This is a genomic window from Leisingera thetidis (genome assembly GCF_025857195.1).
GTDB classification, from domain to species: domain Bacteria; phylum Pseudomonadota; class Alphaproteobacteria; order Rhodobacterales; family Rhodobacteraceae; genus Leisingera; species Leisingera thetidis.
The window spans coordinates 567,859-592,161 of sequence record NZ_CP109787.1 but is presented as its reverse complement, the minus strand read 5'-3'; the positions used below and the strand labels follow the sequence as shown (position 1 = coordinate 592,161).

22 protein-coding genes are annotated in these 24,303 nt (G+C 65.5%); 12 read left to right on the top strand and 10 right to left on the bottom strand.

Annotation, left to right across the window (positions count from 1 at the left end; genetic code table 11):
- Positions 1–30 precede the first annotated feature (30 nt).
- Complete coding sequence (locus OKQ63_RS02850) at positions 31–696, bottom strand: pyridoxamine 5'-phosphate oxidase family protein (protein ID WP_264212460.1); 666 nt, start codon at positions 694–696, stop codon at positions 31–33.
- A 96-nt stretch (positions 697–792) separates the two neighbouring features.
- Between OKQ63_RS02850 and pdxR the strand changes: the two genes are divergently transcribed.
- On the top strand, positions 793–2,166 hold the full coding sequence (gene pdxR, locus OKQ63_RS02845; protein WP_264212459.1) for a MocR-like pyridoxine biosynthesis transcription factor PdxR: 1,374 nt from the start codon (positions 793–795) through the stop codon (positions 2,164–2,166).
- 243 nt (positions 2,167–2,409) lie between these two features.
- Positions 2,410–3,996, top strand: coding sequence for a 2-isopropylmalate synthase (locus OKQ63_RS02840; protein WP_264212458.1), 1,587 nt, complete (start codon positions 2,410–2,412; stop codon positions 3,994–3,996).
- 72 nt (positions 3,997–4,068) lie between these two features.
- Here OKQ63_RS02840 and OKQ63_RS02835 read toward each other — a convergent pair whose 3' ends face one another.
- Positions 4,069–5,805 (bottom strand): adenylate/guanylate cyclase domain-containing protein, encoded by a 1,737-nt coding sequence (locus tag OKQ63_RS02835; RefSeq protein ID WP_264212457.1) that lies wholly within the window; start codon positions 5,803–5,805, stop codon positions 4,069–4,071.
- Between the two features lie 125 nt (positions 5,806–5,930).
- Positions 5,931–6,725: a 23S rRNA (adenine(2030)-N(6))-methyltransferase RlmJ gene (locus OKQ63_RS02830; protein ID WP_264212456.1), complete on the bottom strand. Its 795-nt coding sequence runs from the start codon at positions 6,723–6,725 to the stop codon at positions 5,931–5,933.
- A gap of 119 nt (positions 6,726–6,844) precedes the next feature.
- Between OKQ63_RS02830 and OKQ63_RS02825 the strand changes: the two genes are divergently transcribed.
- The 7 genes from OKQ63_RS02825 (at position 6,845) to OKQ63_RS02795 (ending at position 14,466) form a co-directional block, all read left to right on the top strand.
- Positions 6,845–7,633, top strand: a complete 789-nt coding sequence (locus OKQ63_RS02825; RefSeq protein ID WP_264212455.1) for a lysozyme family protein — start codon at positions 6,845–6,847, stop codon at positions 7,631–7,633.
- A gap of 219 nt (positions 7,634–7,852) precedes the next feature.
- Entirely contained in the window at positions 7,853–8,899 is a 1,047-nt protein-coding gene (locus tag OKQ63_RS02820) for a rod shape-determining protein (protein ID WP_027257685.1), read from the top strand.
- A 53-nt stretch (positions 8,900–8,952) separates the two neighbouring features.
- On the top strand, positions 8,953–9,894 hold the full coding sequence (mreC, locus tag OKQ63_RS02815; RefSeq protein ID WP_264212454.1) for a rod shape-determining protein MreC: 942 nt from the start codon (positions 8,953–8,955) through the stop codon (positions 9,892–9,894).
- A complete protein-coding gene (locus tag OKQ63_RS02810) occupies positions 9,887–10,426 on the top strand; it encodes a rod shape-determining protein MreD (RefSeq protein WP_264212453.1) in 540 nt (179 codons plus the stop codon). Before mreC ends, OKQ63_RS02810 begins: the two co-directional genes overlap by 8 nt.
- Positions 10,423–12,369: a penicillin-binding protein 2 gene (mrdA, locus tag OKQ63_RS02805; RefSeq protein WP_264212452.1), complete on the top strand. Its 1,947-nt coding sequence runs from the start codon at positions 10,423–10,425 to the stop codon at positions 12,367–12,369. Before OKQ63_RS02810 ends, mrdA begins: the two co-directional genes overlap by 4 nt.
- Positions 12,366–13,517: a rod shape-determining protein RodA gene (gene rodA / locus OKQ63_RS02800; protein WP_264212451.1), complete on the top strand. Its 1,152-nt coding sequence runs from the start codon at positions 12,366–12,368 to the stop codon at positions 13,515–13,517. The genes mrdA and rodA overlap by 4 nt, the downstream gene beginning before the upstream one ends.
- Before the next feature lie 16 nt (positions 13,518–13,533).
- On the top strand, positions 13,534–14,466 hold the full coding sequence (locus OKQ63_RS02795) for a 2-hydroxyacid dehydrogenase (RefSeq protein ID WP_264212450.1): 933 nt from the start codon (positions 13,534–13,536) through the stop codon (positions 14,464–14,466).
- A 134-nt stretch (positions 14,467–14,600) separates the two neighbouring features.
- On the opposite strand, the gene OKQ63_RS02790 is transcribed toward OKQ63_RS02795, so the two are convergent.
- From OKQ63_RS02790 to OKQ63_RS02760, 7 genes are all read right to left on the bottom strand, one after another.
- Positions 14,601–16,616: a M3 family metallopeptidase gene (locus tag OKQ63_RS02790; protein WP_264212449.1), complete on the bottom strand. Its 2,016-nt coding sequence runs from the start codon at positions 16,614–16,616 to the stop codon at positions 14,601–14,603.
- Between the two features lie 507 nt (positions 16,617–17,123).
- The gene (locus OKQ63_RS02785) at positions 17,124–17,474 is read right to left on the bottom strand and encodes a hypothetical protein (RefSeq protein WP_264212448.1); all 351 of its coding nucleotides are present in this window, start codon (positions 17,472–17,474) and stop codon (positions 17,124–17,126) included.
- Positions 17,475–17,495: 21 nt separating this feature from the next.
- Complete coding sequence (locus tag OKQ63_RS02780; RefSeq protein WP_264212447.1) at positions 17,496–18,545, bottom strand: HesA/MoeB/ThiF family protein; 1,050 nt, start codon at positions 18,543–18,545, stop codon at positions 17,496–17,498.
- Positions 18,545–19,000 (bottom strand): dUTP diphosphatase, encoded by a 456-nt coding sequence (gene dut, locus OKQ63_RS02775; RefSeq protein ID WP_264212446.1) that lies wholly within the window; start codon positions 18,998–19,000, stop codon positions 18,545–18,547. Before dut ends, OKQ63_RS02780 begins: the two co-directional genes overlap by 1 nt.
- A gap of 31 nt (positions 19,001–19,031) precedes the next feature.
- The gene (gene coaBC, locus OKQ63_RS02770) at positions 19,032–20,234 is read right to left on the bottom strand and encodes a bifunctional phosphopantothenoylcysteine decarboxylase/phosphopantothenate--cysteine ligase CoaBC (RefSeq protein ID WP_264212445.1); all 1,203 of its coding nucleotides are present in this window, start codon (positions 20,232–20,234) and stop codon (positions 19,032–19,034) included.
- 226 nt (positions 20,235–20,460) lie between these two features.
- Entirely contained in the window at positions 20,461–21,297 is an 837-nt protein-coding gene (locus tag OKQ63_RS02765; protein ID WP_264212444.1) for a ChaN family lipoprotein, read from the bottom strand.
- Positions 21,294–22,172 (bottom strand): RNA polymerase factor sigma-32, encoded by an 879-nt coding sequence (locus OKQ63_RS02760; protein ID WP_264212443.1) that lies wholly within the window; start codon positions 22,170–22,172, stop codon positions 21,294–21,296. Before OKQ63_RS02760 ends, OKQ63_RS02765 begins: the two co-directional genes overlap by 4 nt.
- A gap of 277 nt (positions 22,173–22,449) precedes the next feature.
- On the opposite strand from OKQ63_RS02760, the gene cobU reads away from it, so the two are divergent.
- The 3 genes from cobU to OKQ63_RS02745 are packed head-to-tail and all read left to right on the top strand — an operon-like array spanning position 22,450 to position 24,288.
- Positions 22,450–22,968: a bifunctional adenosylcobinamide kinase/adenosylcobinamide-phosphate guanylyltransferase gene (cobU, locus tag OKQ63_RS02755; RefSeq protein WP_264212442.1), complete on the top strand. Its 519-nt coding sequence runs from the start codon at positions 22,450–22,452 to the stop codon at positions 22,966–22,968.
- Positions 22,968–23,546: a histidine phosphatase family protein gene (locus OKQ63_RS02750; RefSeq protein WP_264213869.1), complete on the top strand. Its 579-nt coding sequence runs from the start codon at positions 22,968–22,970 to the stop codon at positions 23,544–23,546. Before cobU ends, OKQ63_RS02750 begins: the two co-directional genes overlap by 1 nt.
- Positions 23,547–23,604: 58 nt before the next feature.
- Complete coding sequence (locus tag OKQ63_RS02745) at positions 23,605–24,288, top strand: glutathione S-transferase (protein WP_264212441.1); 684 nt, start codon at positions 23,605–23,607, stop codon at positions 24,286–24,288.
- The last annotated feature ends 15 nt before the right edge of the window (positions 24,289–24,303 follow it).

Here is a 24,303-nt window from a genome sequence, read left to right as displayed (position 1 = left end):
GGCACGCCAGCGGGCGCACCCTGTGCCGTTTCAGCCGATGCGGATGCGGCTCAGGTGGTCGGGCATCACCACCCCTTCCAGGTTGGCCGGATCGGGCTGCGGCGGCTGCAGCTCCAGCGCCATCGGCACCACCCCGGCCCAGATCGGCAGCGCGTAATCCTCCTCGTCATCCTTGGGCGGACCGCTGCGGATCTTGGCGGCGCCTTCCTCGATCGGCATTCGCAGCACGGCCGTCGCCTTCAGCTCCTGCGCAGTCATCGGACGCAGAGCCTCCCAGCGGCCGGGGAAGATGCGGTCCACCATGGCCTTGAGGCTGGCTGCCTTGGTGTCTTCATCCGCAACCTTCTCCGCGACCCCGAACAGCATGGCGGAGCGGAAGTTGACCGAGTGGTGAAAAGCCGAACGCGCCAGCACGTAACCGTCCATGCAGGTGACGGTCAGGCAGACCTCGGCCGCCTCCATGGCGCGAATGGCGCGGCTGGCCGCAGAACCGTGCCAATAGACGTAATCGCCCTCGCGCCATTGCAGTGTCGGCAGCACGGAGGTGGACCCGTCGAACTGATAACCGATATGGGCCAGCGGCATGGCATCAAGCACCTGATAAACAGACTCGCGGCCGTACAGCCCGCGTTCATGCGCGCGGCGCAAACGGCTGCGGTCGGATTTCAGGGCGGTTTCCGGTTCGGGCTGACGCATAAGCTGACCTCTTGTTCCCAATTGTCTTTCCACGACAGCTATGCGCAAACTGGACTACAATTAAGCTCCAGTTTCTTGCAAAAAGAGCAGTCCACTATGATTGACCTGTCCGGCATGGTGTCCGCAAACAGCGCCGAGCCGCTGTACCAGCAGATCGTCGCCGCGCTGCGCCGCCGGATCAGTGAGGGCAGCCTGGGTATTGGCGCCCGGCTGCCCTCGTCCCGCGCCTTGGCGCAGGATCTGGGGGTGGCCCGTACCACCGTGGTGACGGCCTATGACCAGCTGGTTGCGGAAGGGTTTGCCGAAACCCGGCGCGGCGCGGGCATTTTTGTCTGCGATGTTGCACCGATCCGCCCGCCGCAGGCTCCAGCCCGGCCTCCGCCGGCCCTGGCACCGCCTGCCCCGGGGATGCTGCTGCCCGGCGCGCCGGACCCGGAGGTTTTTCCTGCCCGCTCCTGGGCGCGCTGTGTTTCACGTGTGGCACGGATGGATCCGCTCAGCCTGAGCCATCAGGCAGATGCCTTTGGCGACCCGGAGCTGCGGCGCGAGATCGCCGCCTATGCCGCGCGCTGGCGGGGAATCGGATGCAGCGCGGAACAGGTGCTGGTGACCAGCGGCGCGCGCGAAGCGCTGGAACTGGCGATGGATTTCCTGGTGGAGGGCGAGGACATCGCGCTGGAAGTGCCCGGTTTCACTCCGACGCAGCGCTTTGCCGCCGCCCGCGGCTGGACCGTGCGCTGGCTGCAGGCCAAGGAGCGCGGCGCGGAGGTGCCGCGGCAGATGGCCAAGGTCACGCTGCTGACGCCTTCGCACCAGTTTCCGCTGGGCGGCACCTTGCCGGTTCCGCAGCGGCAGGCGTTTCTGCAAGCGGCCAAGGAACGGGACGGCTGGATCATCGAGGATGATTTCGACAGCGAGTTCCGCTATGCGGGCCAGCCGGTCCCTGCCATGGCCGCGCTCGATCCGGACGGGCGCTGCATCTACGTGGGCACCTTCTCCAAGACGTTTTCCCACGCATTGCGGCTTGGATATGCGATCCTCCCGCCGGCGCTGGTGCCGCAGTTCCGCGCCCTGTTCATCCACCCCAGCGCCGGGGCCGCCATCACCGCGCAGCGGCCCTTGGCCGCGTTCATGGCCTCGGGGCAATACGACCGCCACATCCGCCGTGCCCGCAGGCTCTATGCCGAACGCTATGCCGCTGCGGCGGAGGCGCTCGCCGCCTGGCCGAAGAGGCTGGGCTTCTTCCGCCGCCACACCGCCGGAATGCAGATTGCCTTTCATCTGACGGGCGCACCGGCAGACACGCGGATCTGCCGCCGCGCAGCTGAAGCGGGCTATGGCGTGCGGCCCTTGTCACCGCTTGACCCGGCCCGGCACTCCCAGGGTTTGCTGATCGGATTCTGCCAAAGCCGCCCCGATGCGCTGCCGGACGAGATTGCCGGTCTGCGCCGGATCGTGGAGGAAAGCTGAATTTCTCTGCCTATGGGCTTTTCATTTGCACTTGCCTCTGTATAAATCCCTGCCATGACCATTTGCGCAGATATCCCCTTTGCCGCCGCCGCCTCCCGCGGTGCCGCTCTGCGCGCCCTACTGATCCTAGCCCGCCTCTGAGCGTGCCCTTCCGGCGCGCCCGCTCAGAGGATTGCCGCACGCGCGCCATAGAAGGCTTATGATGCCCCTTAAGGGCCTAGGACAGAGACAAGAGATACCAGCATGACCAACGACTCCCCGATTTCCGGCGATAAATCCCGTGTATTGATTTTCGACACCACCCTGCGCGACGGCGAACAGAGCCCCGGCGCCACCATGACCCACGACGAGAAGCTGGAGATTGCCGGTCTTCTGGACGAGATGGGCGTGGACATCATCGAGGCCGGTTTCCCGATTGCCTCCGAAGGCGACTTCCGCGCGGTGTCCGAGATTGCCGAACGCTCGAAGAACGCGATGATCTGCGGGCTGGCGCGCGCCAATTTCAAGGACATCGACCGCTGCGCCGAAGCGGTGCGCAAGGCCGCCAAGCCGCGCATCCACACTTTCATCGGCACCTCGCCGCTGCACCGCGCCATCCCGAACCTGACGATGGACGAGATGGCCGAGAAGATCCACGAAACCGTGACCCACGCCCGCAACCTGGTGGACAACGTGCAATGGTCGCCGATGGATGCGACCCGCACCGAGTGGGATTACCTGTGCCGGGTGATCGAGATCGCGATCAAGGCGGGTGCGACCACCATCAACATCCCCGACACCGTCGGCTATACCGCGCCGATGGAGTCCGCCGACCTGATCAAGCGCCTGATCAAAACCGTGCCGGGTGCTGACGAGGTGATCTTTGCCACCCACTGCCACAACGATCTGGGCATGGCGACCGCCAACGCCCTTGCCGCGGTGGCCGGCGGTGCGCGCCAGATCGAATGCACCATCAACGGCCTCGGCGAGCGCGCGGGCAACACCGCGCTGGAAGAGGTGGTGATGGCGCTGAAGACGCGCAACGACATCATGCCCTGGCACACCGGCATCGATACCACCAAGATCATGCACATCTCGCGCCGGGTCTCGACCGTGTCCGGTTTCGTGGTGCAGCCGAACAAGGCGATCGTCGGCAAGAACGCCTTTGCGCATGAAAGCGGCATCCATCAGGACGGGATGCTGAAGAACCGCGAGAACTTCGAGATCATGCGGCCCGAGGACGTGGGCCTCTCCGGCACCTCGCTGCCGCTGGGCAAGCATTCCGGCCGCGCCGCATTGCGCGACAAGCTGGAGCATCTGGGCTATGAGGTCGGCGACAACCAGCTCAAGGACGTCTTTGTCCGCTTCAAGGAACTGGCCGACCGCAAGAAAGAGGTGTTCGACGACGACCTCATCGCGCTGATGCGCAGCGGCGAGGATGCGGAGAACGATCACCTCAAGATCGTTTCGATGAAGGTGGTCTGCGGCACCGGCGGACCGGCGGAAGCCACGGTCGAGATGGAGATTGACGGCAAGGACGTGACCGAGACCGCCGAAGGCGACGGTCCGGTGGACGCAACCTTCAAGGCGATCCGCAAGATCTATCCGAACGCGGCCCGGCTGCAGCTTTATCAGGTGCATGCGGTGACCGAGGGGACAGATGCGCAGGCAACGGTGTCGGTCCGGCTGGAAGAAGACGGCATCATCGCCACCGGCGAAAGCGCCAATACCGATACGGTGGTGGCCTCGGCCAAGGCCTATGTGAACGCGCTGAACCGCCTGATCGTGCGCCGCGGCCGGGTCGGCGAAGGCGCCGATACGCGTGAGATTTCCTACAAGGATCTGGCTTGATCCGTTTCTTCCAGGCCAAACCGGAAAAGGGCGCCCGTGCGGCGCCCTTTTTTCGTTTTCCCGGCAGGCAGCCTAATCAAATCCGGCCTTGCGAAGCCCTTCGCTGAAGTGTTCGGCATCCTCTCTGCGGCCATAATGCAGCCCGGCCAGCAAGGCGGGAATGTCCGCCGCCGGATCCTGCTCGCGGACTTGGCCTGCGTATGCCGCCGCCTGTTCCAGGTTGCCAAGCCAGCCATGGCTGGCGGCCACCAGTGCCGATTGAACGGCATCCAGCGCCGGCAGCCGCATGAAATCGGACAGCGCCTGCTCATAGAGCCGGGCGGTGAAATGCGCCTTGCCCAGATGGCTCCAGAAGCGGGCCGGAAAATGCGGATTGAGACGCATCGCCTTTTCGATCCACTCGGCGCCCTCTTCCGGCCGGCCGGTCCAGGTCAGCAGTTCGCCCATCTGGACCACCGACAGGTCATAATTCGGGTTCAGCGCCAGGGCCCGCTCCTGGTGGTAGCGCGCCCGCTCCAAATCGTTGCGGACAATCCCGAGCGCCGCCATCAGACGATGCACATCCGCGTCATTGTCATCCATTGCCGCGGCCTTTTCGATCGACTCGCTGGCCAGCGCCAGCATGGCGTCGCGGTCGTCGCACCAGCCATAGCCCCAAGCCTGGCCGCGGATACAGCCGCGCCAAGCGTGCGCATGCGCGTATTCCGGATCCAGCTCAATCGCCCGGTCGATCAGCTTCATTGCCTCGGCATTGTCCTCGCGGGTGCTGCGGTGATGCAGCACCTTGGCGGCCAGAACGCAGTCATAAGCCGCAAGGCTTGAAGGTTTCTTGCGCGACACTTCATCCTGCTGCGAGGCTTCGATCCGCCCTGGCAAGGTCGCCACGATGGAGGAGGTCACCTCATCCTGTATCGCAAAGATGTCATCCAGGCCGCGGTCGTATTTCTCCGCCCAGATATGGGAGTCGTTGCGGCTGTCGATCAGCTGCACGGTAACCCGCAGGCGGTTGCCCGCCTTGCGCACACTGCCTTCGACGATGTAGCGGGCACCAAGCTTCTCCGCCGCCTCGCGCACATTCACCGCCTGCCCCTTGTAGACAAAGGTCGAGTTGCGCGAGATCACGAACAGCTCATGGCGGCGGCTGAGTTCGGTCAGGATGTCCTCGGTCAGCCCGTCGGCAAAGAACTCCTGATCGGGATCTCCGCTCATATTGGCAAAGGGCAGCACCGCAATCGAAGGCTTCACCACCGACGCCGGCGTGCCGGCGCCCTCCGGTGAAGCGGCGGACACCTCCTCGTCCAGCAGCAAACGGTAGATCCGCACCGGCTCGGAGATGTTTTTCAGGGTCTGCTCGCCCAGATCCTCAAACAGCAGCCCGGACGTGTTGCGCACTTGCCCGTAGACCGCGGCGGACACGCAGATCTCCCCCGCGCCAGCCGTCTGCTCCAGCCTGGCCGCCACATTGACGCCGCTGCCGTAGATGTCGCCGTCCTCAAAGATAATGTCACCAAGGTTGATTCCGACCCGAAACTGAATGCGCTGGTCCGGCGCCACGTCCGCATTGCGCTTGCGCATCCGGCCCTGCACCTCGGCGGCACAGGCCACTGCATCCGACACGCTGGCGAATTCCACCAGCATCCCGTCGCCGGTCGTCTTGATGATGGAGCCGCGGTTTTTGGCGATCGAAGGGTCGATCAGTTCGATCCTGTGGGTCCGCAAACGGGCAAGCGTGCCTTGCTCATCCGCGTCCATCAGGCGGCTGTAGCCGACCATATCCGCCGCCAGCACGGCGGCCAGCCTGCGTTCCATTTGGCACTCCTTCTGCCAGGATTCTAGCCTGCGGAGGTCCGAAATCCACATAAATGCCGCAGCCGGCCTTCAACAAAGAGGCCGGCGCCGGAGCTGGCCGCGCTGGTGAAGCGGGCGGTGCGCGGCTACTTGCGGGAAACGCCTTTGAACAGCGCCGTCAGCCGCGCGGCTTCCTCTTCGATGCCAAAGGGGGCATTGACCACGAACATGCCGGACCCCACCATCCGGTGGCCATCGCGCACCGGCGGAAAAGAGACCTCATGGCGCAGGGCGCCGGGCAACGCCTGTGCCTCCAGCGCCTTGAGCATCTGCGTGTGGGCGCCGTCCTTCAGGATCGGGTACCACAGCGCCAGAATGCCGACGTTCCATTTCCTGTGCAGCTGGCCGATGATGCCCGGGATGCGGGCATAGTCGGATTTGATCTCGTAGCTCGGGTCGATCAGCAATAGGCCGCGGCGGGGCGTGGGCGGCGCCAGCGACAGGGCCAGTTCGAACCCGTCCTGCTGATGCACCTTGGCCCGCCAGGGCTTCAACGCGGCGCGCAGGGCGGCGTTTTCCTGCGGGTGCAGCTCGGCAAAATGCATCGCATCGCCCGGACGCAGCAGCGAAGCGGCGACCAGCGGCGAGCCGGGATAGGCCGCCTCCCCGTGCTGCTTGCGGGTTTCCGAAAGGGCGCGGTGCAGCGGGTGGCCAGCTGCCAGACCGTGGTCCGCCAGCACCCGGGTGATGCCCTGCTCCGCCTCGCCGGTCTTGACCGCCTCGGGCGCGTCCAGCTGATAGAGGCCGCGGCCTGCATGGGTCTCGATATAGCTGAGCGGTTTATCCTTGCGGGTGAGGTACGCCAGCATCCAGGCAAGCAGCGCGTGCTTCTGGACATCGGCCAGGTTCCCGGCGTGGTATATGTGCTGATAGGAGAGCATGCGCCCCCTCTAGCCGCAATTGCCCGACGGCGGAAGGGGGCGCGGCCGCCGGGTAAACGGAATCTCAACCCCGGAGCGGCAGACTGCGGCAACTCATGCCCCGCAGAATGCAGGTTCCGATGCCCCTTAGAACAAGCGCCCTTGTCCTTTTTTTGTCCATTCTGGCCCTGCTGCTGTGCGCTGCGGCGGCGGTCAGTGCCCAAGGGTATTCGCTGGTGGGCAATCAGTTCTTCCTGCACCAGGCCTCTGCCCCGCAGCCCGGCCCGGCGCCATCACGGGCCACGGCGCCGCAGGCCGTGGCCAGCCTGCTGCCAGACACCCTGCCCGGCGCGGAACCTGGACGCGGGGCCGTGCCGCTTGATCCCGGCGCGGCCAGCCTGTTCCGCGGCCGCAGCGGCGGCGGTCTGTTCGCCCCGCTCCTGAGGGCGCCGCCCAGCGTCAAGCAGCTGCTGAACCTGATTGCCAGCGCCGAGGCCGGCAAAGCGCAATATGATGCGGTGCAGTATGGTGCCACGCGCAAACCGCCAAAGAAACCGACCCAGATGACAATCGCCGAAATCAACGCCTGGATCGACGCAACACCGGGCCAGCCGCACGCCATCGGCCGCTACCAGCTGATCCCGGCCACGTTCCGGCGTCTGGTCCGGAACCAGGAAGTGAAGCCGCAGGCCCGGTTCTCGCCGGAGCTGCAGGACCAGCTGGCGCATCAGCTGATCGAGGAGGCCGGCTACAGCGCTTTCCTGCGGTCCGAAATGCCGCGCAAGACCTTCATGCTGAACCTGGCCAAGATCTGGGCCGGTCTGCCGACCTCCAGCGGCAAATCCTATTATGAGGGGTATGCCGGCAACAGTGCGAGCCTGACCTGGACCCATTTCGATGCCGAAATGAAGCGGATTTTCCCCAGCTGACGGCCGGCATTCCAGCCCAGGTCCGGCAAAGCCGGCAAGCCCCCTCGCCAGCCAGCGCGGGGTTGCTCGGGTTTGACAGCCCCGTCTTGGCGGAAAGGCGCTGTTTCACCATAATACGCCCTTTCGCGGCCACCCGCCGCCGCTTATAAGGTTGGTGCAGGCGGCTCCTCCGGGGAGTCGCCCAAGGTACAATGGCAGCACTCACAGGATCCCTTCTATATGGCGCTTTTCGGAAACTTGGGCGGTCTGTTCTCTTCGGACATGGCCATCGACCTCGGCACTGCCAACACGCTGGTTTACGTGAAAGGCCGCGGCGTGATCCTGTCCGAGCCTTCGGTGGTGGCCTACCACGTCAAGGACGGCGTCAAGAAGGTGCTGGCCGTGGGCGAGGATGCCAAGCTGATGCTGGGCCGCACCCCCGGCTCGATCGAGGCGATCCGGCCGATGCGCGAGGGCGTGATTGCCGACTTCGACACCGCCGAGGAAATGATCAAGCATTTCATCCGCAAGGTGCACAAGCGCTCGACCTTTTCCAAGCCCAAGATCATCGTCTGCGTGCCGCATGGCGCCACCCCGGTTGAAAAACGCGCGATCCGCCAGTCGGTGCTGTCGGCAGGTGCGCGCCGCGCCGGACTGATTGCCGAGCCGATCGCAGCCGCCATCGGCGCCGGCATGCCGATCACCGATCCGACCGGCAACATGGTTGTCGACATCGGCGGCGGCACCACCGAGGTGGCGGTCCTGTCGCTGGGCGACATCGTCTATGCGCGCTCTGTCCGCGTCGGCGGCGACCGCATGGACGAGGCGATCATCTCCTACCTGCGCCGCCAGCAGAACCTGCTGGTGGGCGAAGCCACGGCGGAGCGCATCAAGACCTCCATCGGCACCGCCCGGATGCCCGACGACGGCCGCGGCCAGTCGATGCAGATCCGCGGCCGCGACCTGCTGAACGGGGTGCCGAAAGAAATCGAGATTTCCCAGGCCCAGGTGGCCGAGGCACTGGCCGAGCCGGTGCAGCAGATCTGCGAGGCGGTGATGACCGCGCTGGAGACCACGCCGCCGGACCTGGCGGCCGATATCGTCGACCGCGGCGTGATGCTGACCGGCGGCGGCGCGCTGCTGGGCGATCTGGACCTGGCTCTGCGCGAACAGACCGGCCTCGCGGTATCGATCGCGGACGAAAGCCTCAACTGCGTGGCCCTGGGCACCGGCAAGGCGCTGGAATACGAAAAGCAGCTGGCCCACGCCATCGACTACGACAGCTAACAGCCCCTGGCCGCCGGAAAGGCGCCAGCTGACTGAAAGCTGGAAGGAGAGACGTGGCAAAGGACAAGTCACAGCGCGACGATTACGCAACCCCGCTGCGGCGTCTCCTGACGGCGGTTCTGTGCTTGTGCCTGGCCGTAATCTTTATCGTCTGGCGCATCGACAGCCCGCGGGTCGAACGGTTCCGCGCGCAGGTGGTGGACCGGGTCGTGCCGGGCATGGACTGGGCGATGGTGCCGGTCACCGCCGCCATCAACCTTGTGCGCGATTTCCAAAGCTACCAGCGGCTGGCCGAGCAGAACCGCGAGCTGCGCAGCGAGCTGCGGCAGATGCGGGCCTGGAAAGAGGCGGCGCTGCAGCTGGAGCAGGAAAACGCCCGGCTGCTGGACCTCAACAACGTGCGGCTGGATCCGCAGCTCACCTATATCACCGGGGTGGTGATGGCCGACAGCGGCTCGCCCTTCCGGCAGTCGGTGCTGCTGAACGTGGGCAGCCGCGACGGGGTGCATGACGGCTGGGCGGCAATGGACGGGATCGGGCTGGTGGGGCGGATTTCCGGCACCGGCCGCGACACCGCGCGGGTGATCCTGCTGACCGATGCCGCCAGCGCCGTGCCCGCCACCATCCAGCCTTCGGGCCAGACCGCGCTGGTGACCGGCGACAACAGCGCCGCACCGGTGCTGAGCTTTCTGGAAGATCCGGACCTGGTCCGCCCCGGCGACCGGGTGATCTCCTCCGGCGACGGCTCGGTCTTTCCTGCCGGGCTGCTGATCGGCCAAGTGGCCAAGGACCGCTCCGGCCGGATGCGGGTGCGGCTGTCGGCCGACTACAGCCGGCTGGAGTTCCTGCGGGTGCTGCGCCACCACGGAACCGAAGTGATCCAGGACCCGGGCGGGCTGGTGGGGGCGGCACCTGACGACCCGATGCCGCAGCCGCGGCCCCAGGACCTGGGCGGGGAGACCACGGAAGGCACGGCTGATGCCGGCAATGGCTAACACTTCGCCCGCCCGGATCTGGACAATGCGCCTTGCCTACGTGGCACTGGCGCTGCTGGTCATGTTCTTCCACCTGCTGCCGTTGGACACCGAGCCGCGCTATTGGGCGCCGCCGGATCTGCTGCTGGCGATGGCCATGGTTTGGTCGCTGCGGCGCCCGGATTTTGTGCCCGCGCTGTCGATTGGCCTGGTGATGCTGCTGGCGGACCTCCTGTTTCACCGCCCGCCGGGGCTGCTGGCCCTGCTGACGGTGCTGGGCTGCGAGTTCCTGAAAACGCGGGCGGCCGCGCATCGCGAGAACACCTTTGCCAGCGAGTGGCTGGCTGTGGCCCTGGTGCTGGCTGGAATTGCGGCCATGAACCGGCTGATTCTGGTCCTGTTCGGGGTCCAGCAGGCGCCGCTCAGCCTGACGGTGATCCAGGTTGTCATGACCATTGCCGCATATCCGCTGGCAGTTTGGGTCAGCCAGACTATTCTGGGCGTGCGCAAACTGTCCCCTTCCGAAGCCGAAACGCTGGTGAGCCGCCGATGAAACGCAATTCCAAGGACCTGGATGCCGCGCACGGCAAGATGACGCGGCGGGCATTGTTCCTGGGCGGGCTGCAGCTGGCCTTTGCCGGCGGGCTGGCGGCCAGGATGCGCTATCTGCAGGTGGATCAGGCTGATGAATTCCGCCTGCTCGCCGAGGAGAACCGGATCAACATCCGCCTGCTGCCGCCCGCCCGCGGGCAGATCTTCGACCGAAACGGGCTGATCATCGCGCAGAACTCGCCCTCATACCGGATCACGGTGGTGCCGGAGGATGCCGGCGACGTGGAGGCGGTGATTGCCAAGCTGTCCAGCCTGCTGCCGCTGGATCCCGAAGACCTGGAGCGCGCCCGCACCGAAATGCGCCGCTCGCCGCCGTTCCTGCCGATCACCCTGGCCGACCGGATCGGCTGGGAGGACATTTCCAAGGTGGCAGTCAACGCCCCTGCCCTGCCCGGCGTGACACCCGAGGTCGGCCTGACGCGGGTTTATCCGCAGCTGGGCGATTTTGCCCATGTGGTGGGATATGTCGGACCGGTCTCGGATTATGACCTGAGCAAGATGGAAGACCCCGAGCCGGTGCTGCTGATCCCGCGCTTCCAGATCGGCAAGGTCGGATTCGAGGCCAGGCGCGAAGATGTGCTGCGCGGCACGGCGGGCGCCAAACGGGTGGAAGTCAACGCCACCGGCCGGGTGATGCGGGAACTGGACCGCCGCGAGGGCATTTCCGGTGCTGACATGCAGCTGACCATCGATGCCGGGCTGCAGAATTACGTGCAGGCGCGGCTGGGCTTGGAGAGTGCCGCCGCCGTGGTGATCGATTGCGAGGATGGCGACATCCGCGCCATTTGCTCCTCGCCCAGCTTTGACCCGAACCTGTTCGTGCGCGGCATTTCGGTGGCCGATTACCGGATGCTGACCGAAGACAATTACCGCCCGCTGTCCAACAAGTCGGTGCAGGGCACCTACCCGCCCGGCTCCACCTTCAAGATGATCACCGCGCTGGCGGCGCTGGAACAAGGCGTGATCGGACCGGAGGAAACCGTCTGGTGCCCCGGTTACCTGAAAGTTGCAGGCCGCCGCTTCCACTGCTGGAAACGGGCAGGCCACGGGCATGTGGATCTCAACACCTCGCTGAAACGCTCCTGCGATGTCTATTACTACGACGTGGCGATCAAGACCGGGATCGACAATATCTCGGCCATGGCCAATAAATTCGGGCTGGGCATCAAGCACGACCTGCCGATGTCGGCTGTGGCTCAGGGGATCACCCCGACCAAGGAATGGAAAGCCCGGTCCTATGGCAAGGACTGGCTGATCGGCGACACCGCGAACTCTTCCATTGGCCAGGGCTTCATGCTCGCCTCTCCCTTGCAGCTGGCTGTGATGACTGCACGGATTGCCACCGGCCGCAGCGTCACGCCGCGGCTTCTGAAGTCCATCGGCGGCATCGAAGAGCCCAGTGGCGCCGGGGCTGCCCTGGATGTCAGGGAAAACAACCTGCGCATGGTGCGGCGCGGCATGTATTCAGTCAGCAACGACCGCAGGGGCACCGGCTACCGCTCCCGCATTATTGCTGAAAACATGCGGATGGCCGGCAAGAGCGGCACCAGCCAGGTACGCAACATCACCGCCGCCGAACGGGCTGCCGGGGTGATCCGCAACGAGGACCTGCCCTGGAACCGGCGCGACCATGCGCTTTACGTCTGTTTTGCGCCGTTCGACAACCCGAAATACGCCGTGGCCGTGGTGGTTGAGCATGGCGGCGGCGGGTCCAAAGCGGCCGCGCCGATAGCGCGCGACGTGCTGCTGCAAGCGCTTTACGACGGCACCCCGCCGCTGGAGGCCTACCCCAAGGCCGACCGCAGCCGGATCAAGGCGCAGCAGGAGCGGCTGGAGCGCGAGCGCGTCAAGCGCCCGCTGGGCAGCAGGAACAGCCGGGCATGAGCTATCTCGAGTACCACGCCAAATCGACGCCCTCCGGCCTGCGCAAGGTCCTGTACCTGAACTGGGGGCTGACGCTGCTGCTGATCACCGTGTCCAGCGTCGGCTTCCTGATGCTCTATTCGGTGGCAGGCGGTTCGTTCAGCCCTTGGGTCGAACCGCAGGCCAAGCGCTTTGCTCTGGGCCTTGGTGTCATGTTTGCGGTGGCGATGATTCCGATCTGGTTCTGGCGCAATGTCTCGGTGCTGGCCTATCTGGCCTCGCTGGCCCTGCTGGTGGCGGTGGAGCTGTTCGGCACCGTCGGCATGGGCGCGCAGCGCTGGATCGACATCGGCTTCATGCGGCTGCAGCCCTCGGAAGTCACCAAGATCGCCCTGGTGATGCTGCTGGCCGCCTATTACGACTGGCTGCCGGCCGAAAGAACCTCGCGGCCCCTCTGGGTCCTGCTGCCGGTGCTCCTGATCCTGCTGCCGACAGCACTGGTGCTGAAACAGCCGGATCTCGGCACTTCGATCCTGCTGATGGCGGCCGGCGGCGGGGTCATGTTCCTGGCGGGCGTGCACTGGGCCTATTTCGCTGTGGTGATAGCGGCCGGCATGGGGCTGGTCAGCGCGGTGTTCCAAAGCCGCGGCACCGACTGGCAGCTTTTGAAGGACTACCAGTTCCGCCGCATCGACACCTTCCTCGATCCTTCGCAGGACCCGCTGGGCGCCGGCTATCACATTACCCAGTCCAAGATTGCCCTGGGCTCCGGCGGCTGGTCAGGCCGCGGCTTCATGCAGGGCACGCAGTCACGGCTGAACTTCCTGCCGGAAAAGCACACCGACTTCATATTTACCACCCTGGCGGAGGAGTTCGGCTTCATCGGCGGATTTACCCTGCTGTTCATCTACATGCTGATCATCCTGTTCTGCATCGCCTCGGCGATTGCCGCCAAGGACCGGTTCTCGTCGCTGGTGATCATGGGCATTGCCCTCACCTTCTTCCTGTTCTTTGCCGTGAACATGTCGATGGTGATGGGGCTCGCGCCGGTGGTCGGCGTGCCGCTGCCGATGGTGTCTTACGGCGGCTCGGCAATGCTGGTGCTACTGGGGGCCTTCGGCATTGTGCAGAGCGCCCATATCCACCGCCCGCGGCAATCCCCGCGTTAGAATTCAGGGAGTTTCCATGACCGCCAATGTTCTGTTTGCCGGCCGCGCCGACAGCTGGCCCGTGTACGGCCCGCTCTTGAAGGCAGAGTGTGCCCGGCTGGGCGTGAAAGCCGACCTGCGCAATGAATTTGCTCCGGAAGAGGTTGATTACATCGTCTACGCCCCCAGCGGGCCAATCCGCGATTTCACCCCTTTCACCCGGCTGAAGGCAGTGCTGAGCATGTGGGCCGGGGTCGAGAAGATTGTGCCGAATGCGCCACCATCCGTGCCGCTCGCCCGGATGGTGGACAGCGGGCTGGAGCAAGGAATGACCGAATGGGTGGCGGGCCACACGCTGCGCTACCACCTGGGAATGGATGCGCATATCCACGGGCAGAACGGCCGCTGGGACCCCCGGACCCCGCCGCTGGCCAAGAACCGCAGCGTGACGGTTCTGGGCCTGGGGGCACTGGGCACCGCATCCGCCAAGGCGCTGGCCGCCCTGGGATTTCAAGTGTCGGGCTGGAGCCGGTCGCAAAAGGAGGTCGAGGGCATCACCTGCCACGCCGGGCCTGAGGGCCTGAAGGACGCGCTGGCAAAGGCGGAAATCCTGATCCTGCTGCTGCCCGATACGGCCGCCACCGAAAACACGCTGAACGCGGATACGCTTGGCTGGCTTCCGAAGGGGGCAAAGATCATCAATCCGGGCCGCGGCCCGCTGATTGATGACGATGCGCTTCTGGGCGCGCTCGATCGCGGCCAGGTGGGCCATGCCACACTTGATGTGTTCCGTGTCGAACCGCTGCCGCCGGAACACCCCTACTGGGCGCATCCCAATGTGACGGTCACCCCGCACATCGCCTCGGAGACCCGCGAAAGCACCGCCGCGGAAGTGATCGCCGAAAACATCCGCCGCGGCGAGGCCGGCGAGCCGCTGCTGCATCTCGTCGACCGCAGCCTCGGCTATTAGGCCGGGGCTTTGCCCCCTGCGCCTGACGGCGCATTCCCCCAGAGTATTTCAAACCAGAAAGAAGCCGGACCGTCTCCCCGCTTCCTTCCGGTCTCAAGCACCCGTGTCCAGGCCGGCGTGCCGCGCCGCTCCGGCTATTCCGCGGCCAGGCCGCGCCCTTTCAGCAGCGCGTCCACGCCCGGCAGGCGCCCCCGGAAGGCCGTGTAAAGCTCGGCGGGGTCGGCAGAACCGCCCGCGGACAGGATATGCTCCTCCAGAGCCCTGGCGCGTTCGGTGTCAAAGGCCCCGCCTGCTTCTTCAAACGCCGCAAAGGCATCGGCGTCCATTACTTCGGACCACATGTAGCTGTAATAGCCCGAGGAGTAGCCGTCGCCGGAAAACACATGGGCGAAATGCGGGGTCGCGTGGCGCATGACGATGGCGCGCGGCATGCCGATACCGGCAAGCACTTCCGCCTGTTTCGCCATCGGGTCGGCCGGGGCCGCGCCATCGTGAAAGGCCAGATCCACCAGCGCGGAGGCAACATATTCCACAGTCTGGAACCCCATGTCGAAATTGGCCGCGCCCAGAACCTTGTCCAGCATCGCCTTGGGCATCGGCCTGCCGGTCTCCGCGTGGGTGGCAAATTCCTGCAGCACTTCCGGCACTTCCAGCCAATGTTCGTAAAGCTGGCTGGGCAGTTCCACAAAATCGCGCGCAACCGATGTGCCGGAGATGCTCTCGTAGGTCACATTTGACAGCATCTGGTGCAGCGCGTGGCCGAATTCGTGGAACAGGGTGCGGGCATCGTCCCAGGACAGCAGCGCCGGGTTGCCTTTGGCGAAGTTGCAGACGTTGATCACCACCGGCGCCTGGGTTTCAGGGAACTTGGCCTGCTGCCGCATTGCCGAGCACCACGCGCCGGACCGCTTCGAGCCGCGGGCGAAATAGTCACCGATGAAGACCGCCACATGCTGGCCGTCCCGGGTCACCTCCCAGGCACGGCAATCCGGGTGGTACAGGGGCACATCCAGCGGTGCGAACTCCAATCCGAACAGGCGGTTTGCGCAGGCAAAGGAGGCCTCGATCATCCGGTCAAGCTGCAAGTAGGGTTTCAGCGCGGCCTCGTCGAGATCATGCTCGGCCGCGCGGCGCCGGGCGGCGTAGTAGCGCCAGTCCCACGGCTCCAGGTCGCCGTTGATGCCATCGGCCTGCATCATCTCAGTCAGCACTTCGGCGTCGGCATCGGCCTGTGCCTTTGCAGCCTCCCAGACGTCCATCAGCAGCCCGCGCACCGCTTCCGGCGTCTTGGCCATCTCGGTTTCCAGTTTGTAGGCGGCGAAATTCTCGTACCCCAAAAGCCGCGCACGCTCCTCGCGCAGCTGCAGAACCTCCGCTGCGATGGCCCGGTTGTCGGTCTCCCCGCCATTGGCGCCGCGGGCCGCCCAGGCATTGAAGGCCTTCCTGCGCAGGTCCCGGCGCGGGGAGAATTGCAGGAACGGCGTGATCAGAGAGCGGGAAAGCGTGAGCACCGGGCTGTCCTTGCCCAGTTCCTGCCCGGCGGTGCGGGCGGTGCTGATCACGAAATCCGGCAGGCCCTCCAGATCGTCTTCAGACAGCTCCAGGAACCAGCCGCGCTCATCCGCCAGCAGGTTTTGCGTGAACTGGGTGCCAAGGGTCGCAAGCCGTCCCTTGATCTCCTGCATCCGCGTATCGGCCCTGCCTTCCAGCGCAGCACCGCCGCGGACAAAGCCGCGGAAGGTCAGCATCAGGACGCGCTGCTGTTCCGCCGTCAGGTCCAGTGTCCCGCGCTGATCCCAAACGGCCCTGACCCGTGCAAAAAGCGCCTTGTTGGCGGTAATGGCCGAGAAATGCGCGGCAAGCTTGGGGGAGAATTCCCGCTGCAGCTCCTGCCGCTTGGGGTTGCTGTCTGCACCGGCCACAGTGAAGAAAACCCCAAGCACCTGCTCCAGTTCGCGGCAGGGGGTTTCCAGCGCCTCGATCACATTGGCAAAGCCCGGCGGTTCGGTGCTGTTTGCAAGCGCCTCGATCTGTTCATTGTGGACTGCCAGCGCCTGTTCCAGCGCGGGGGCAAAATCCGCGTCGGATATGCTGGCGAACGGAGCAATTTCGAACGGCGTGTCCCAGCGGGACAGAAGCGGGTTGGGCATATGCTGATCTCCTTTGATTGCGACGCTAACGGGAATGCGGGGGGGCCGCAATCGGACTTGAAACCTCCGGGGAGACACGGCCGGGACCTGCGGAACGCCGGGGGAATTCAAAGGCACCGGGAGGTTCTCCGCCTGGCCGGCCCCTTGGCAGATTCGTGACGATTTCCTCCGGCTTGTGTCTTCGCTGCCATTCCGATCTGCCGATCTCCGAAACATGACGGCGGACCGCTTCTTCGGGGATCAGGACATTGCGATGGCCGCCGCACCCTATGCCGGGGCGGTCGAGTTGGGACAGGTGCGCTGCCGCGGATGCGGACCGCGGGTCCAACGTTCATTCCTTCGGAACCTGAGGCGGGTCCAGGCGTCATCCGCCCCGGCACTCAGCTGATCCGCGCGGAAAGGCCGGTGCCCCCGATCCTCCGGCTGACGGACCTGACGGCAATGGCGGAGGCCGCCGAAGACCTGATCGCTGCGCTCGGCCAAGTGCCTTGCTCCGGAAAGGGTAAGCTAGCCGCCCGTCCCCAGGCCATCCGTCAGCGCCGCCGGAATGATCCGGATCGGCACCCCGGCCGCATTGGCAGCGCGGGCGATGCGCCACTCGTACCGGCCCATCTTGCCATCGGTGTCGATAAGAACAACCACCGCTTCCTTGCCGGTGACGTCCGCCGCGAACATCGCCTGCTGGATGCTGTCCAGGCTGCTGCGCTTGTCGAGGCCGAATTCAACGACCCGGTTCTTGCCTTCGCAGTCAACCCGGATGGATGCCGCGCCGCCGGGATAGGAGAAGCCATGCACCGTCTCCGGCGTGCCGCCGAACAGGGCACCGCAAAGCAGCGTGATGTAGTAGGCTTCATTCACGGGCCCGCAGTTCTCTCTGTGTCAGCTGTTCTGGTTGCTGCCGCAAACCGGGCAATCCGCACGGGATGCCAGACGGATCTTGCGGGTCTCGCCGAAAAGCCCGTCGTAGATCAGCATGTCGCCCCGCAGAACCGCCCCGGCGCCGGTGATCAGCTTGACCGCTTCCACCGCCATCATCGCGCCAACAACCCCGGGCAGCGGCCCGATCACCCCGGCCTCGGAACAGCTGGGCGCAAGGCCCGGCGCCGGGGCCTCGGGGAAAATGCATTGATAGCAGGGGCCGCCTTCGGCCGGATGAAAGACGCTCAGCTGGCCTTCCCACTGCGACAGCGCGCCGGAAATCAGCGGCTTGCCCAGCGCCACGGCCGTGCGGTTGGCCAGATAGCGGGTCTCGAAATTGTCGGTGCCGTCGAGGATCAGATCATGTTCCGCAAACAGCTCTGCCGCGATGTCTGCGGTCAGACGGCGGTTGTAGGGGCGCACCTCGGCATAAGGGTTCTGCGCTTGCATCGCGGCCTGGGCCGAGAACACCTTGGGGGTGCCGATGTCCTTGTCGCGGTGAATCACCTGGCGCTGCAGGTTGGCGTTGTCGACCACGTCGTCGTCGATCACCCCGATGGTGCCAACGCCGGCCGCCGCCAGGTACTGCAGCGCAGGCGCGCCCAGCCCGCCCGCGCCGATCACCAGCACCTTGGCGTTCTTCAGTTTCTTCTGTCCCGCCCCGCCCAGTTCGCGCAGGACGATATGGCGGGCATAGCGGTCGAGTTCGGTTTCGGAGAAGGTGCCGGCGGGCTGGGTCATCTGCGTATCCTGGGGCTGGGCGCGGGTCTTCAAAGCCGTCACGATACGCGCATAGAAACCGGCCACAAGGGCAAAGCCGCCCAGCAGCAGCCAGGGCGCGGCCGAGCCGCCGGTGCCTTCCCGCAAGGCATGCCCGTCCGGCAGCGTCAGCTGCACCGCCAGCACAGCGGCAAACAGCACCGCCAGCAGGCCAAGGCGCAGGTTGCGCGGCAGGCCGAGAAACCGCCCGCCCCACCAGACCAGCGCTGCCAGGATCAGGATCCGCAGCATCAGGCCTGCCCGGTGGAGCCAAAGCCGCCCGCCCCGCGGTCCGTGCCGGAAAGTGCATCCGCCAGTTCAAACCGCGCCTGCAGGACAGGCGCCACCACCATTTGCGCAATGCGGTCGCCATGGGCGATCTGAAACGGTTCCTGCCCGGCGTTCAGCAGGATCACCCCCAGCGGCCCGCGGTAGTCGCTGTCAATGGTGCCCGGCGTATTGGGCAGGGTGATGCCATGTTTCAGCGCCAGCCCGGAGCGCGGACGGATCTGCACCTCATAGCCCGCCGGGATCTCGATGCGCAGCCCTGTCGGCACCAGCCTGCGCTCCCCGGGCTGCAGCAGCAGGCAGCCGCGGTCCGGCAGGTCGGCGCGCACATCCGCCCCGGCGGCCCCGGCAGTTTCATACGACGGCAGCGGCAGATCCCGGTCCGCACCCTCATCATGGATCACACGGATCGTGACCATCCCCGCATCCCCTTCATCTTTCCATAAATACTCAAACTGACCCGGCCAGCGCCGCAGCAATCCGCTCTGCCAGCCTGCGCGCGACCGCGTCCTTGCCCATCCGCGGCCATTCCTCGGCGCCGTCCCCGGAGATCAGAATCACTGCGTTCTCGGTGCCGCCCATGATGCCGGTCGCAGGAGAGACGTCATTGGCAACGATCCAGTCACAGCCCTTGCGCTTGCGTTTTGCGGTGGCGTTCTCGACCACGTCGTTGGTCTCGGCGGCAAAGCCGACCACCAGGCCGGGGCGGCCGTCTTTCATCTGCGAGACGGTCTTCAGAATGTCGGGGTTTTCGGCGAATTCCAGCACCGGCAGCCCGTCCTTGGACTTCTTCAATTTCCGGTCCGAGGCGCTGGCCACCCGCCAGTCCGCCACCGCCGCGGCAAAGATCCCGGCATCGGCGGGCAAAGCCGCCTGCACCGCAGCCTCCATTTCGCGCGCACTTTCCACCGCCACCACCTGCACCCCCTCGGGAGGCCGGACCGCTGCCGGGCCCGTGATGAACACCACGTCCGCGCCAAGATCGCGCAGAGCACGGGCCACCGCTGCCCCCTGCGCCCCGGAGGAGCGGTTGGCGATGTAGCGCACCGGGTCGATCGGCTCATGCGTCGGGCCGGAGGTCACCAGGATGCGCTTGCCCTTCAAGGGCCCATCCGCAAGTTGTGCGGCAATTGCGGCCAGGATCTCCGCCGGTTCCGCCATCCGGCCGGGACCGAATTCGCCGCAGGCCATACTGCCGTCGTTGGGGCCCGCAAAGGACACGCCATCGCCTTTCAGCACCTCGAAATTGCGCCGGGTTGCCGGATGCTCCCACATGCGCACGTTCATGGCGGGCGCCAGCAGCACCGGCGTATCGGTGGCCAGCAGCAGCGTCGAAGCGAGGTCGTTGGCATGGCCCTGCGCCATCTTCGCCATCAGATCCGCGGTGGCCGGCGCCACCACCAGCAGATCGGCGCTGCGCGACAGCTGGATGTGGCCCATCTCGGCCTCTGCCGTCAGGTCGAACAGCTCCTGATGCACCGCCGTGCCGGCCAGCGCCGAGACCGACAGTGGGGTGACAAATTGCGCGCCGGATTTGGTCAGCACCGGTGTCACCCGGGCGCCCTGATCCTGCAGGCGGCGGATCAGCTCCAACGACTTGTAGGCCGCGATGCCGCCGCCGATGATCAGAAGAATATGTTTGCCAGCCAGCATTTGCGCGTCCTCGTCCGGATTTCCGCGACTGTACTGCGCCGCACGGGAAGTGTGAAACGGTTTTCCCGGCTCCGCCCCGCTGCCCCTGCCGCACCCCAGCCGGAGGCTCCCGCCCCCGCGCGGCACGGGCCTGCGGCCCCTGCCGCTGGCGGCGTTGGGCCGGGCACCGTGCTGCGCACGGCGCGGGCCGGGGCACAACCGCCGTCAGGGGCTTGCGCAAAAAGCGTCAGTTGTTGTTCTGAAACACAAGACAGGGATCCGGGCGGGCTGCGGCCGGGGCCTCCAGCACCAGGTCGAAAGTTCCGCTGATCTGCCCGTCCTCGGACTGGCCCAGGCTGCGAATCTCCGCATCCGGACGGGCCCTGGCGAGGTAGACCGCAAGCCCGCGGTCGATACGGGCGTGGCCGTTGCCGGTGATGACAGCCACCGGCCCGCCGGTCTCCGCCAGCGCCTTGTCGGTTGCGGCTGCCAGGCTGGCATCCCGCAGGCGCTGGAAATCCACCAGAAGCGGCAGCATCTCTGCCGGCATCGCGTTGCAGTGATTGGCCTGCTGGTCCGCTTCGCGCGCCGCCTGCTCTGCTTCCGGCAAGGGCTGATCCAGACCAAAGCGGGCAGCGGCCTTTGCCCCGAAATAGGCCGCCACGCCTTGTTCCAGCGCCGAGGACGCTTCCGCCCGCGGCACCAGGGCGCCGTATTGGCCGGCGCCGGAGGCCGCGGCAAAGGCTGGCGCATATAGAGAAAACTCCGGCCAGCCGGAATTTGCCCAGTCAAGGTCCCGCGCAACCTGTTCCGCATCCGTGAGCGATGCCGGATCCAGCCCGGCAGCCTGCTCCGCCGTGATCATTTCCCAAACCACCGCCTTGGGCTGCAGCGCTGCCAGCAGCTCTGCCTGCCGCTGATGATGGATCGCGTTGTCATGCACCTCGCCCAGGATCACCACATCCGCGCCGCGCAGCCGCTCAACGGCCGCGGACAGGTCGCCGGCAAAAGCGCCGGACAAGCCAAGCGCCGCCAGTCCGGCGGCGCCTGCTGCTGCTTTCAGGATCCTGATCCGCTTTCTCATGAAAGCAGTTTGTGCACCTCGCGCGATTGGCCTTCAAGGCATTTGCGCATTTTCTGGAACGCCCCGGCCTCCAGCTGGCGCACCCGCTCCTTGGAGAGGCCAAGCTCTGTTCCCAGGCTTTCCAGCGTGCGCGGCCGTTCGCGCAGCTTGCGTTCGGTGATGATGAACCGCTCGCGGTCATTCAAGGCCTGCAGCGCAGAGACCAGCCATTTGCGCAGCTGGCGGCGGTCATGCTGTTCCTGCACCAGCTCCTCGGCCTGGGAAGCCTCATCCTCCAGCGCGTCGATCCATTCGCGGCCTTCTTCGTCTGCAGACTGGATCGCATTGAGCGAGAAATCCGCGCCGGACAGGCGCCCTTCCATCATCTCGACATCGCGCAGCGGAACACCGATTTCGGTGGCGATCTTCTGATGCAGCTGATGCCGGTCCAGCCGCGCGCCAGTGGCGCGCGCCTCGCGCTCCAACTGCGCCTGCACCCGGCGCATGTTGAAAAACAGGGATTTCTGCGACGACGTGGAACCGGTGCGCACCATTGACCAGTTGCGCATCACGTAGTCCTGGATCGACGCTTTGATCCACCAGACCGCATAGGTCGAAAAGCGCACCCCGCGGTCCGGATCAAACTTGTCCGCAGCCTTCATCAGACCCAGGCCCGCCTCCTGGATCAGGTCGTTCATCGGTGCCCCGTACCGCTTGAACTTGGCCGCCATCGAAATCGCCAGGCGCATATAGGCGTTGATGAGCCGGTGAAGCGACTTTACATCGCGTTCATCGCGCCAGGCATATGCCAGCCGCCGCTCGGTTTCGGCGTCCAAAAGCTCCGCCTTCATCGCCTGTCTCGGCAATGGGTTTTCTATTGTATGATCAAGTGCCATGTGTTTTCCCCCCGGAAACTAATTAACAAACTGCCGTCTGGGGACGCGCATGGAACAAATGGGGACCCGGATCGTCCGCAGGTCCGCAGCATCAGCGCATTGGATATGACTCTTGGCACATCCACAGGCCAAAATCGGAAAAGTAAATTGTGTCTTGGCCCCTGCGCAGACTTTCCCGGCCTTAATAAGTGGAACCCCGGGGTACTGCGGTCTCTTGTCTTAACCGGGTCCTGCGGCTACCCACAGGTACGGCTTCGTACTTACAGGTTAGCAAAAAATGCCTGCAAATGTAACTTTAATTCTGGGGGGTGCCGCCTCGGGCAAGTCGGCTTTTGCCGAGCGGGTTTGCGTAAACTCAGGAAAAGACAGAGTTTACTGGGCAACTGCGCAAATTTTTGACACAGAAATGCGCGAAAAAGTGTCCAGACACCTCAAACAAAGGGGCGAGGGCTGGACGACTGTCGAGGAACCGGAAACAGCCGCCCGGGTTCTGGGAGACCTGGCGCCGGGACAGATCTGCCTGATGGATTGCGCCACCATGTGGCTGACCAACCATCTTTTGGCCGGGCACGATTTGGCGGCAGAGCAGGATGGGCTGCTGGCAGCCGTGGAGCGCTGCCGGGCGGATCTGGTGATTGTCTCCAACGAAACCGGCCTCGGAATCGTGCCCGAGAACAAGCTGGCCCGCCGTTTCCGCGAGGCACAGGGGCGGCTCAATATCGCGCTGGCGGCGCAGGCGGATACCGCGGTGCAGGTGACGGCCGGGCTGCCGCTGGTGCTGAAAGGGACGCTGTGATCACCCGGCTGTTCCTGATCCGGCACGGGCCGACCCACGCCAAATCCATGGTGGGCTGGTCCGACCTGCCCGCAGACCTGTCCGATTCGGCAGCACTGGCACGCCTGTCGGACTATCTGCCAGCCGGCGCGCTGGTTGTGTCCTCCGACCTGTCCCGCGCCGTTGAAACCGCAGATGCCATCCAGCGAGACCGCCAGCGCCTGCCGCATGTGCATGCACTGCGCGAGATCCATTTTGGTGCCTGGGAGCTGAGGACCTGGGCCGAAGTGGACGCAGAAGACCCCGAACGCATCCGCGCCTACTGGGAGGCACCAGGGGATGTGACCCCGCCGGGCGGCGAAAGCTGGCATCAGGTCTGTGCGCGGGTAAACGCCGCCGTTGACCGCTTGATTGCCGCGCACCAAGGCCGGGATCTGATCGTGGTGGGCCACTTCGGCCAGATCCTGACCCAGATCCAGCGGGCGGAAATGCTGACCGCGGAAGAAGCCTTTGCCCATCGCATCGACAACCTCTCGGTGAGTGAAATCGCCTTGGGTCCCGAAGGCTGGCAGGCGGGCGCAATCAATCACCTGCCGTGAAGGATTGCATCACAAACATTCCATTTCACAATGTATCGCACCGCGCTAGCCTGGCCGCATGGCTTATGACATTTATATCGGCGACCGCATGTTCTCCAGTTGGTCTTTGCGCGGCTGGCTCATGCTCGAAAAATTCTCCCTGCCCCATACGGTGCATATGGTGGGGCTTTATTCCGGCACCATGGCGGATGACATGGCGCATCTGGCCCCGGCCCGGCTGGTGCCCGCGCTGCGCACACCTGAGGGCACTGTAATCGGCGAAAGCCTGGCGATAGCTGAAACCCTGGCCGAGCGGCACCCGCAGGCAGGCCTGTGGCCGTCAGGCCAGGCGCAACGGGCCACCGCCCGCTGGCTGGCTGCGGAAATGGCGGCGGGGTTTGGCGCCCTGCGCGGCGACTGCCCGATGCAGCTGGCCCATGTGTACGAGGATTTCGAAACATCCGGCGCCGTCAAAGCGGACCTGGACCGGATCGAAACCCTGTTTGCCCATGCCCGCAAGGTTTCGGGCCAGGGCAGCGGCTGGCTGTTCGGGGACTATTCGCTGGCGGATGTCTTCTATACCCCGGTGGCGGCCCGGATCATCGGCTACCGGCTGCCGGTGTCCGCTGCGACCCGCGCCTATTGCAAACTGCTGCTGTCGGACCCGGCTGTTCTGCGCTGGCAGGAGCAGGCACATGAAGTCCGCTATGCCCCGGAACCGTACAAGCTGGATCTGCCGCGGCGCCCCTGGTCCCTGGATTGAACCGGCAGGCAGCGC